Raw genomic sequence first — 12,546 nt, 5'->3', positions numbered from 1 at the left:
TAGCCAAACAATATCAATTGATGAGCAACTTGTTATCCACGCTAAATCGAAATATACTTGTTATAAATGACTGAAATGGAAAGTACAAATGCTAAACAATAAGACAGTTTTAATTACCGGTGGCACTGGTTCATTTGGTAAGCAGTTTATCAAGACAATCCTTGAGCGCTACCCAAATGTTAAGAAGATTATTATCTATTCACGTGATGAATTAAAACAGTCGGTAATTAAACAAAAATATCCAGCTTACGATTTCCCTCAGTTAAGATTTTTTATCGGTGACGTTCGTGACAAAGAACGTATGACGCAAGCTTGTGAAGGCGTTGATGTGATTATCCATGCGGCTGCTATCAAGCAGGTAGATACCGCTGAATACAACCCAACAGAATGTATCCGTACAAATATTGATGGCGCAGAGAACGTAATTCATGCAGCGTTGGCTTGCGGTGTAAAAGACGTTGTTGCTCTTTCTACGGACAAAGCATGTGCACCTATCAATTTATATGGAGCCACCAAATTAGCTTCGGATAAATTATTTGCGGCTGCTAATAATATTCGTGGCTCAAAAGATATTCGTTTCAGTGTTGTTCGCTACGGTAATGTGATGGGTTCACGTGGTTCGGTCATTCCATTCTTTTTAGAAAAACGCAAAGATGGTGTCTTGCCGATCACACATAAAGAAATGACTCGCTTTAATATTTCCCTGCAAGACGGTGTGAATCTCGTCATGTTCGCTTTGGACAATCACCTGGGCGGTGAGATATTCATTCCTAAAATTCCTTCTTACAAAATATTGGACATTGCACAAGCCGTCGCTCCAGAGTGTGAAACTCGCGATGTGGGTATTCGTCCTGGTGAGAAACTGCATGAAGAAATGATAACGGATACTGACTCACTGAATACGATTGATTTGGGCCCATACTACGCCATTCTGCCGTCTGTTTCGTTTACGTATACTGAAACGGATTATATAGCTCACCACAAAGCAGAAAAGGTTCCTTTTGGTTTTAAATATAACTCTGGCACAAATACAGAGTGGGAAACGGTAGAAGGCTTACGTCAACTGATTGTTGACCATGTTGATCCAGAGTTTAAGGCATAGAAAATGATCCCCTACGGCAAACAAGAGATTTCGCAGCAAGACATTGATGCAGTGATTAACGTTTTAAAATCAGACTTTTTAACACAAGGCCCTAAAGTGCCGGCGTTTGAAAAGTCTTTAACCGACTTCACTGGTGCAAAGCATGCAATTGCAGTTAATAGTGCAACGTCAGCCTTGCATATTGCTTGTTTGGCCTTGGGGTTAGGCGACGGAGATTTATTATGGACTACTCCAATCACTTTTGTCGCCTCAAGTAATTGCGGTCTGTATTGCGGTGCAGAGGTCGACTTTGTCGATATTGATGCTGCGACTTACAACCTTTGCCCAATTAAGTTAGAAGAAAAGTTGATCGTCGCTAAGGCACAAGGCCGATTGCCTAAGGTATTGGTTGCGGTTCACCTATGTGGTCAGCCCTGTGACATGAAAGCCATTGGCCGTTTAGCCAAGGAGTATAACTTCAAAGTGATTGAAGACGCATCGCATGCAATCGGTGGTCGTTACGGCGACAAGGCAATCGGTTCATGTCAGTATTCGGATATCACGGTGTTCAGTTTTCATCCAGTAAAAATAGTGACAACGGCTGAGGGTGGCGCTGCATTGACCAATGATTTGCATTTAGCAACACAAATGGATCTCTTTAGAAGTCACGGAATTACTCGAGACCCTAGCTTAATGGTCGGTGAGTCGGATGGTGGTTGGTATTACCAACAGATTGAGCTGGGTTATAACTACAGAATGACTGAGCTGCAGGCAGCGCTGGGTGTGTCTCAAATGTCACGCCTTAGTGAATTTGTCGCAGCAAGACATGTATTAGCTGAGCGTTACAACGAGTTGCTAAATGGTCTCCCAATTACCTTACCGTACCAACTACCGGACACCTATTCAGGTTTACATCTGTACGTGATTCGTTTGCAGTTACGTAAGATAGAGAAAACGCATAAGCAAGTCTTCGAAGAATTAAGAGCTAATGGTATCGGCGTGAATTTGCATTATATTCCAGTGCATACGCAACCCTATTATCAAAAACTTGGTTTCCACTTGGGTGATTTCCCAGCTTCTGAGCATTATTATCAAGAAGCAATTTCGTTGCCATTGTTTCACGCAATGACTGTTGAACAACAAGATGAAGTGGGTTCAGTATTAACTAAGGTATTGCAGGGATAGTATGAATATTGCGATAATCCCTGCTCGTGGGGGGAGTAAGCGTATCCCACGTAAAAACATTAAACCTTTCCATGGTAAGCCGATGATTGCTTATTCAATTGAAGCAGCTCTTAATTCGGGTTGTTTCGATAAAGTGATTGTTTCTACGGATGACCAAGAAATTGCAGATGTAGCGATTAAATGTGGCGCTGAAGTGCCTTTTTTACGCCCCAAGAATATTGCCGATGACTTTGCAACCACCATGGATGTCATGCAGCATGCAATAAAATGGTGTTTGGATCAGAAGCTCAATATTGACAATGTGTGTTGTATCTATGCAACAGCCCCCTTCATATTGCCTAAATATATCCAGCAAGGGTTAGAAGCGCTCTCTTCGAAGAATGTTGAGTATGCTTTCAGCGCGACCAGCTTTCCTTTTGCCATTCAGCGTGCAATATCCGTAGATAAAAATGGGTTTGTCGCGATGTTTTCTCCTGAGTTTACCAATACTCGCTCCCAAGATCTTGAAGAAGCCTATCATGATGCGGGGCAGTTCTATTGGGGGAAACCATCCTCGTTTCTTGCGGGAAAAGCGATTTTTGCTGAGCACTCTAAAGCGATTCTACTACCAAGAAAGCGTGTTCAAGACATCGATACTCCGGAAGATTGGGAATTAGCTGAGTCACTGTTTAGTGTTCTGTAGAGGTCATTATGAAGGTCGTTTTTCGAGTAGACTCTTCGATTCATATTGGTAGCGGACATGTAATGCGATGCTTAGTATTAGCTTCTATGCTCAAAGAGCAAGGAAGCCAAATTAGTTTTGCATGTCGACCTCAGCAAGGTGACTTAATCGACTTTGTTCGAAGTAAAGGCTTTGAGGTCAAAGAGCTCGTTGTGCCCACAGAGTGGTCGGTTCCTAAGAGCAGTGCCGACTATGTAGCATGGTTGCAAGTGCCTTGGAAAGAAGATGTAAAAAGCTTTGTGTCAAAATGCGAACACGCTGAACTAGTGATAGTAGATCACTATGGTATCAATGCTGAGTGGGAAGAGTATTGTAAAGAGCAACTCGTGTGCAAAGTATTTGCAATAGATGATTTATTGCGCTCTCATAAAGCGGATATAATCCTAGACCAAACTTTATTACGAGATCCTTCTGAGTATTATGTGCCTGGACTAGACAGACTCATTCTAACAGGCTGCGACTTTGCTTTGTTGAACCGTAACTTTGTTCAGTATCGCGCACATGCGATTCAATCATCACCTGATAAATCAAAGCCACTTGTATTAGTGAGCATGGGTGGCATTGATCAACCCAATGCAACGTTGAAAGTACTAAACGAATTGGCGAGCATTGTCGATAATAGACCATTTGTTACCGTGTTGTTGGGCCCGAAAGCACCCAATTATCAGAGTGTTAAAGCGTTTTGCAGTGTAAATAGTCACTGGGTAAGGCATATTGATTTTGTGGATAATATGGCTGAGCTAATGACACAGCACGATATAGCGATTGGTGCTCCGGGTACGACTTCTTGGGAGAGGGCTTGTTTAGGTCTACCTAACATTATTATTCCATTAGCAGACAACCAAAAAACGGTGACAGAGCAACTTGTTAATGCCAATGCTGCGATTCAAGTGAATCTATCTGATATTAGTAATGATTTGGGTAGTGCGTATCAAAGAGTATTGAATGAATGGCCTAGTTTCCGTGTAGCTAACTTGAAGTTGTGCGATGGTTTAGGGGTGTTTAGAGTAGTCCAAAGTATTCATAGCTTGTTTGATGGGAAGAAAAACTCGATATTATTGCGTCCGGCAACCCATGCCAATATTCGGCAAGTGTATGACTGGCAGGCTTTACCTGAAACGAGAAAATATGCACTGAACCCAGAAATTCCGAAATGGAACAGTCACCAAGCTTGGATGAGGGCTAAGCTCGCCGCCGCCAATGACTATTTTTATATGATAGAGTCACTTTCAGCACGCTCCAATATCGGTGCCATTCGCTTGGATAAACAGACTAATGGAACATACCTAATTTCGATATTTATCCAGCCAGAATGCTTTGGAAAAGGCTATGCCAAGCAAGCATTAGCGAATGTAGACCTTCTTCATCCAGATATGACCATCCATGCTACAGTATTGGAAACGAACAGCGCATCGCAACGTCTTTTTCGATCGGCGAACTACAATCAAACTTCACCAGACTCATTTGTACGTTATCCACTAATTAGAGAAGAACATGAATAAATACATCACTATTGACGGTCGAAAAATTGGCCCGGACTACGCGCCCTATATCATTGCAGAACTGTCAGCGAATCATAATGGTGACATTAACCGTGCTTATAAGATTATGGAAGAAGCCAAGAAAGCGGGGGCTGATGCGATAAAGCTTCAATCGTATACCCATGAAACTATTACTATGGATTGTGATTCTGAGGAGTTCCAGATACACGGTGGATTGTGGGATGGGCAGACGCTGTATGAGCTCTATAAAGGCGCACATATGCCATGGGAATGGCACGAACTCTTATTTGAAAAAGCAAAAGAGTTAGATATCACTATTTTCAGCTCACCTTTTGATTTTACGGCTGTTGATCTGTTAGAAAACCTGAACGCACCCGCTTACAAAATAGCGTCTTTTGAGTTAATAGACTTACCACTGATTGCTCGAGTTGCCAAAACCGGTAAACCAATGATCATGTCAACGGGCATGGCGAATAAAGTGGAAATACAAGAAGCTGTAGATTGCGCTAGAAGTAATGGGTGTGAACAGTTAATCGTCTTACATTGTGTTAGTGGCTACCCAGCACCTGCAGAGCAATACAACCTACGTACTATCGCGGACATATCTGAACGATTCGACGTGTTATCAGGTCTCTCTGATCATACTATTGACAATGCTACGGCCGTTGCTTCTGTTGTTCTAGGGGCTTGTTTAATTGAAAAGCATGTCACTCTAGACAGAAATGGGGGAGGAGCTGATGATAGTTTCTCGCTTGAACCAAAAGAATTAGCGCAGTTGTGTAAAGATACTAAAACAGCTTGGCAATCAATGGGGTATGTAAACTATGAACGTACCGAAGCTGAAAAGGGAAATGTGAAATTCCGTCGTTCTCTTTACATAGTCAAAGATATTGCTGAAGGTGAAAAGTTCACTTCTGATAATGTAAGAAGTATTAGACCGGGATTTGGCTTAGCTCCTAAATACTATGATGAGATTATAGGAAAAAAGTCGAATAGTAAGTTGTATCGTGGAAGCCCAATGAAAGCTGAATATATAAATAATTAAATGTTATATATTAGATTTTTTATAAAACACACACTTTAACATTTGGATAAAAATCATTTACACTCTAATGCATTATTGTCGGGATATAACTTAATGAAACGTTTACTTTTGAAGCTTAAAAAATTCAAGAACATTACAATATTTAGTGTGTTCGGTGTCGAATTGTATTTTGGAAAAGATAATTTAAGTGATATACGTGAGATACATACGTTGTCTTCAAAATTGTACTATCCATTATTTTTGCTTTTAGTTTTATTTAAAAATAGTCTATCAAAAAAGTATATAGTAAAGTCACCAAGTCCAATACTGGGTGAAAATGGTTTTTTCGACAATAATACTTTATTTATAAACAGTTCTGAAAGTATCAATTTAAGTCAAGATTCGATCAGGGAAATTATAAATATCACTTCAAAGCGAAATTATTTTTTACTCGATGATTATACAAATACAATATTTCTAGAAGTTAGAGCGAAGAATTTAAAATTTATCGAGGATAATAGGCTTAAACTTGATAAATATTCACGCGTTTACCTGAAAGTAATCGGGATTAATCGAAAGAAATATAAAGCAATTAGTAAGTTCATCGATGGTAAACTAAACTATGTATTAGTTGATAAATATATTCCAAGTATTAACATTGTCTCTAAAGTTTCATCAGTTTTTACAGATGATAAACTCTCCTTCGTTACATACAAAATGATAAATGGAAATGTTGAATTATTGTCAAGTGATAATAAAAAACAGGAAGTTATATTACCAAAACTGGCAATATCTCTATTTGAAAATAAACTAGTTCCTTACGAAGATTACTTGATTGATAATCTATTGTACTCCTTTGTGTTAACTGTACCAGACCAGTTAATCGAAGATAACTTAGAGCACAAGAGTTTATTGAAACTTACAGAAACGTACAAAAGCAGAACATCTCTTTTGTTAGCATCACTAATTGAATTCATATCAAGCCCGACGAAAGAGAATGAAGACAAATTTGTAGATAATTATTCTTTATACATAAATCACTGTGAATTAACAAGTGCTTTGTACCTGATTTCTGAACCTCTAATTATTAATTGCAAGTTAGATACATTGAATAGAATATTATCTATATCTATGAGATATTATATTGAATATTTATTGAAGACAGATGGTTTTTACGATTTCTTCACTGCTGTTCAAGTTGTTACTCGTAGGTTGAGCGGAAGAATCGTTGACTATGGATTTATTAACGAGGTTCAGGTGCGTAAACTAATTGAAGCCTCTAATCTTTCTATACGGAATATTTCAGTTTTAATAAGCCTTTTAATTGAAAACAGAAACGATCAACTTGTGAAATTTCTTTTTGAAAATCTACCTCCTTATCCAATTAGAAATTTAGATAAATTACATTTATCCATTAAGAAAGATTTCATCGCTTTAGGTGTGTTTTTTGAACAGTATAATAGTCATTGGGAAAACTATTTATCGAAAAACCACTTTGAAGTACAACATGATTTTCACATCAACCAGTACGCTAGTAATGTCGAACCTAGTGAACTTGAATTGCGAGAAAAAGTACTTTTAACTCGAAAGAAAAAACAGAAATTTTTGACCTCGAAAGATGACGAAATTTTGCTTGATACTTATATTAGTGATTATCAGAAATTTGTGTTGCTTCTGCAACGTGGTAATATTAACGGCGCTGTTTTAGCTAACGGAATTAAAACCAAGAAATCATTTAGTTTATATTCTAACCAGAAAAGCAGAGCTGACACTATTCGACATATATCTACTAGCAATAAAATACTGTTAGCAACAGAGAATGAAAGTACAAAGCAAGATACCATTATTATTGACATTTCGCTCGGTTGTATGAATTCGAAAACTCAATTTTTCGCGTTATTTCCTTGGATCAATGCGAGTTCGATTCAGTTCACGTCTTTGTTGAATGCTTTTTCAATAAAAACTAAAGATATCGACGATCAATTGGATAAGATCAATCGGGAATTTAATGCAGATTGGTTGTTACAAACAATAGAATATATCGATATTTTTAATGTTAATATTGAAGAGAAAATCATATCGTCTAAAGGTGTAAATTACTTTCACGGATTTTATGAAGCATCTGCATGTTCAAGTCGTACTTATGATGTGGACTACAATTTAGATATTAACCAAGTGCAGTTTATTACTAGAGTTAGACGAGCATCAATTCTTCTTACCTATTTGGATAGGGTATATACTTATGCACGGAATAATAAAAAGAAATTAATATTTATTGGTGGAAATTCGCACTTAGCACCTTATTCTTGCATTCGAGATTATATATTATCTAAGAACTCTGAATACATGAATTTCGTAGCGATTGGTGCTGCCTACGAAAATTATTATTCTAATTTTTCTACAAATTATTCGAAGTGCTTTGGCATCGTTAATCAATCTTTTAATCCAAAGATAAGAGCTGCTTTCTTGCCGGAAAAAAATAAATTCGAGAGTTGGTTGGCATTAAATCCAGAAAATAAAGATATTGTTGACAAAGTCAACGCATTAATCAAGGTTAATAGAAATTTCTCACAGACTCCTGTATGTAACGAACTGATAACAAAAATACGCAAGCATAGAGATCAAGGTAAGAAGACAGTATGCTGTTTTGGGAAAATAGTTTTTGATTCTGCTGTACCATTTGATGGGGGACCTGCCCATTCTGGTTTCAAAGATTGGTTAAACCATACAATTGAAATTGCTCAGTCATCTCCAGAATTGTTAGTGCTAATTAAACCGCATCCGCATGAATTAAAAGTAGAAATTGCAATGAAAATTGGTCAATATCTAAGAGATTTAATTCCTCAGTCTCTACCTGATAATGTTATATTTCTTGATCATGAGAGTTTTAATACATATGAGATTGCGCAGATAGTCGACCTCGCTGTTTTGTGGAATGGTACCTCTTCAATGGAGCTTACTAGTTTAGGAGTTCCGGTAATGATGTGTGGTCACTTTGGTCTATTCGATTATCATTTAGAACTAATCTATCCAAAAGATAGAAATGATTATGCATCAAAATTACTAGATACCCAAAACTTGGTTATCGATGAAAAATTGAAGTATCGAGCTATGGCTTATGTTAGTTATATGGGGCACCATGAAACTGCAATTCCCAACCAGTATGCGCGGCGTCAATTACTTAATGATCCTGTTGGTATACCGATCTGGCATGAAGAAAAATTAAGAAATCTAGTTGAACTAGATGACGCTCATATGGAGTATGCATTGAAGAAAATACTACATAACACTTCGACTCAGAGTTAAATATATAATTACTATGAAAATTAAGAAGAAAAACATAAATAGGATTTTTAGTATAATCCGATTAGTTATTGACCCATTTTTTCCTAAATCCAAAAAAAAGGTAGTTTTATATGCCTCTACGGGTGTTCTAGACGCCAATTTAGTATGTGTAAAAGAATATTTGAATTGCTACTATCCTGAAATTAAGTTAATAACTTACAAAGGAAAAAGGAAACGTAGTACTCTCCAATTAGTCAGGTGTCTGTTCGACTTTTTTACAAGTTACTATGTAATTGTTGATCATGCGATTCCTAGATTTTTGACAAATAAGAAACGTGAGATTTATAATGTTTGGCATGGTATCCCACTAAAAACAATTCGTCATCTTGATAAAGGTCGTTTTACCGATGCATTTTTGGATTTTGAATCTAATAATTTAGATGGGCTCGTTTGCTCTTCAAACCTCGATAGAGCTGTGATGGCCTCATGTTTTAACTTACCACCATCTAAATGTATATTATCAGGTTTGCCTAGAGCTGACTTATTAGGTTTGCGTGGATTAGAGTGGTTTACCGACCCTCAAGAGGAAGAGTTGGTTAATACTTTATCTGGTAGGAAGTTGGTATCTTGGATGCCTACTTATCGAGGTACTTGGAAAGAGTATAATGAAATTAATGCATTTTCAAAAGATGAAGAATTATTATTGAGTAAGTTTTTAAAAGAAAATAATGCAGTTCTCGGCATTCGACCACATAAATTCAGTAAGTTACAGGCTATGCCGATACTTGAGGAAAATGGACTGTTAGTAAATTTAGAACATTATTTAATTACAAACACAGTGCTAAAGCATACACATACATTAATAACCGATTTCTCTAGTGTGTGGTTAGACTACTCATTAATATCTAGTAACATTTGCTTGTATTTATTTGACGAAGCTGAGTACGGAGGCGACCGTGGCATGATTTACCCTTTAAAAACAGTTCTGACTGGAGAAATATCAACAGACTTTTCGAGCTTATTGATGTCGTTAGAGAGTATGATAAATGTCGATGGAAATGCCCAGTCAGTTCCATCGCCTATGTTTTTCAAATATAAGGATGCTTCGAACACTAAGAGATTTGTAGAGCATATTTTGAAAGCTAATGCGTAGATTAATTAAGAATTATATCCTTAAGTTAACCCTTAGCTTATTCTACTCTAGTTCCTATTTTAGGAAAATAGTGTTGGAATACCAAGGGAACAACAAATTATTTGGTTCCCCTCTTTCTAGAGTCAAAGATGAAGAAGAGAAAAGGAAAGAAAAAGTATTCAAAAAATTAAACCGATTGTATCGAAAACGTCAATATTCGGATTATATTAAACTGTTGAACTCTCATTCTCTTTGGGTAGAAGAAGAAAAAAAGAGTAAGTATTATAGTTGGGCAGCGTTGATCGTCAAAGGAAGTGATGATTCTAAATATTATATTGGCGAAGCTGTAAATTTACATCCCATAGCCATCAATGATATCACTACGTCAATAGTTATTAGTGAGTACCATGATAAGCAAGAGATACTGTCATATCTAAGAAAGAAGGCGCTTCATTCTCCGCAATTAAAAGCTCTTACTTTTTGTTATGTGTTAGCAAAGTTTGATGAACAGCCATATCTAAATAAACTGATTGAAAAGCCATACTTTACTGCTTGTCTAAATAATGAAGAAATATTAGAAGTTTATTCACTACTTGGAAACTCAAAACGTGTTATTGATGTTTATCAGAGTACTCAATCTAATATATTATCGATAAAATCGTATGAGCGTATATATGATGCATATACACGAGAAAGATGTTTTGAAACAGCTGAAAAAGTATTTTTCGAAGCAGATAGAATTCATGCTCCCTTAAAGTCGACTATATCGAAATTGATCAATCCAAATGCAATTAATAATAAACTCGAAAGACATTTTTGGTTTGCTAAAGGTGATCTAATAAAGGCATATAGAACCTATAAACGACAGCGTTTATCACAGGTAATGTACGTAAGGTTTGATCAAAGATATACTCAGTCTTTAGAACAAATATCAAGAGCTAAATCCCCTATTGTTTTTGCTAGCTGGGGACCTGGAGATGAAATCAGGTTTTCTGGCTTATACCATATTCTAAGCCAAGTTAACTCCAATATTACCATTGCCTGTGAGCCTAGGCTGTTTGAACTGTTTAGTGAGCTATTTCCTAAGATACGTTTTTATCCTGTTGATAGAACTCGCAGGGTCGATGAGAGAAATGCAACTAAGTATAATAAACTTCCGGACGCTAAGCTGCACCACCTAATGGATAATGCTATTTATAGTCAATTAGCTAGATTTGATAAGGTAACTATATTAACTGATATTATCAGTGATATATTTAGTCAATATCTCAAAGATAATAAAAGAACTAGCATTAAGTTGTCTGCTAACTTAGTAAACAAAGAAATTCAAAACGAAATTGCGAATCTTAGGCTTCAAGGCAAGAGATTGATCGGAATTAGTTGGCGAAGTACAATAGAAACGACAGGTCGAAATGAACATTATTATTCAACTCGTGAATTATCACCTATTTTTGAACTTAAAGATACAATTTTTGTGAATCTTCAATATGATGATTGTTCGTCAGAAATGAAAGACATCATATTAGCGCCCGGTAGTGAGTTTGTTACGTTAGACATCGATCAATTTAATGACTTTTCAACAGTTTTATATATCATGCAAAATCTTGATGTTGTGATTTCCGCCGCGACGACTGTGTTTGAGTTAGCTGGATTGTCGGGCGTAGATACTTATGCATTGACTAATCATCATGCTCTAAGCTCGCGTGTTGTGGCAAACAACGAGGATCTTTGGTTCAAAAATATCAAATATATAAACAATATGACTAATCTGACTAAGAAGGATTTGGTTGATAGAATCGCAGATGAAATAGAGGCAAACTATGGGCTTAATTAATCGCTTCAAGGAAAATAACAGAAGAACAGCAGATTTTTTTCGCATGATGCCTCATATGTTTAGAATGTTTAGAGTCCAAACGAGCATCCCACTCATTAAGATTGCTTTATTGGTATTTTCCAGTAAATTCATTAATATGGTTGTAATGTTCATACCGTTAAAAATGTTGTTTGTCTTGTCCGGTTCTAAAAATATTGAAGTACTTCATGAAATGGAACAGTCTGTTGGTCGTGATTTATACATTGGTGGAATGCTTGCAATTATTGCTTTTCTTTATATTTTTAGTGTTGTTGTGAGTATTTTAAAAGTTAAGTTAGTAAACAAACAAAAAAATCATTTAGAAATAAAAAACTACTACATTCGTGAGCGAGTTTTACAACGCCCCGTAATACTAAAAACATATGGGCCTTTCTGTCAGGTTTTGGCTGATGTTTTATTAGTTAGTACGGTTATTTTTACTTTATTTGTTGTTAATTATTATTATGCTTTGTATTATTTATTCATTGTAACAATATATATAATAATTGTTGAACAATGGGCATTTTCTACACATTCGCCCAGATTAATGACGAAGCTTGGCATTGATAGTAAGCAATTTATCAACATTTCGGGTGTTTTTATTTTCTTCCTGTCATTTGTCGGTATAATTGCAGTTATATTGAATTTAGAAATTTCTGTAATCTTCGCCGTATTAATGCTTATTCTTTCTAGACTAGGTTTTGGTGCCTTGAAGTCATTTTTTAACTGTCAGATTAAACTACGAACTTACTTTCTTTAAGGAC

Annotated in this window: 9 protein-coding genes; all 9 read left to right on the top strand. The window is 36.5% G+C overall.

Annotated features, from left to right (window positions below; all coding sequences use genetic code 11):
* Window positions 1-88: 88 nt before the first annotated feature.
* Window positions 89-1,102 (top strand): UDP-N-acetylglucosamine 4,6-dehydratase (inverting), encoded by a 1,014-nt coding sequence (gene pseB / locus D5I41_RS01610; protein WP_119008188.1) that lies wholly within the window; start codon window positions 89-91, stop codon window positions 1,100-1,102.
* 3 nt (window positions 1,103-1,105) lie between these two features.
* Entirely contained in the window at window positions 1,106-2,266 is a 1,161-nt protein-coding gene (pseC, locus tag D5I41_RS01605) for a UDP-4-amino-4,6-dideoxy-N-acetyl-beta-L-altrosamine transaminase (protein WP_119008187.1), read from the top strand.
* Window position 2,267: 1 nt separating this feature from the next.
* Window positions 2,268-2,948 carry a pseudaminic acid cytidylyltransferase gene (gene pseF / locus D5I41_RS01600; protein ID WP_119008186.1) on the top strand — a complete coding sequence of 227 codons (681 nt, stop codon included), beginning with the start codon at window positions 2,268-2,270 and terminating at the stop codon, window positions 2,946-2,948.
* 8 nt (window positions 2,949-2,956) lie between these two features.
* Window positions 2,957-4,489, top strand: a complete 1,533-nt coding sequence (gene pseG / locus D5I41_RS01595; protein WP_119008185.1) for a UDP-2,4-diacetamido-2,4,6-trideoxy-beta-L-altropyranose hydrolase — start codon at window positions 2,957-2,959, stop codon at window positions 4,487-4,489.
* On the top strand, window positions 4,482-5,534 hold the full coding sequence (gene pseI, locus D5I41_RS01590; RefSeq protein WP_119008184.1) for a pseudaminic acid synthase: 1,053 nt from the start codon (window positions 4,482-4,484) through the stop codon (window positions 5,532-5,534). The genes pseG and pseI overlap by 8 nt, the downstream gene beginning before the upstream one ends.
* A 93-nt stretch (window positions 5,535-5,627) precedes the next feature.
* Window positions 5,628-8,819 (top strand): hypothetical protein, encoded by a 3,192-nt coding sequence (locus D5I41_RS01585; RefSeq protein ID WP_119008183.1) that lies wholly within the window; start codon window positions 5,628-5,630, stop codon window positions 8,817-8,819.
* 13 nt (window positions 8,820-8,832) lie between these two features.
* Window positions 8,833-9,951 (top strand): CDP-glycerol glycerophosphotransferase family protein, encoded by a 1,119-nt coding sequence (locus D5I41_RS01580; RefSeq protein WP_119008182.1) that lies wholly within the window; start codon window positions 8,833-8,835, stop codon window positions 9,949-9,951.
* Between the two features lie 70 nt (window positions 9,952-10,021).
* Complete coding sequence (locus tag D5I41_RS01575; RefSeq protein ID WP_147094857.1) at window positions 10,022-11,764, top strand: hypothetical protein; 1,743 nt, start codon at window positions 10,022-10,024, stop codon at window positions 11,762-11,764.
* Window positions 11,751-12,542: a hypothetical protein gene (locus tag D5I41_RS01570; RefSeq protein ID WP_119008180.1), complete on the top strand. Its 792-nt coding sequence runs from the start codon at window positions 11,751-11,753 to the stop codon at window positions 12,540-12,542. The genes D5I41_RS01575 and D5I41_RS01570 overlap by 14 nt, the downstream gene beginning before the upstream one ends.
* Window positions 12,543-12,546: the final 4 nt, after the last annotated feature.

The sequence above is a fragment of the Vibrio superstes genome (genome assembly GCF_003569005.1).
Classification (GTDB): Bacteria; Pseudomonadota; Gammaproteobacteria; order Enterobacterales; family Vibrionaceae; genus Vibrio; species Vibrio superstes.
This window is presented reverse-complemented; position numbering and strand designations above follow the sequence as displayed.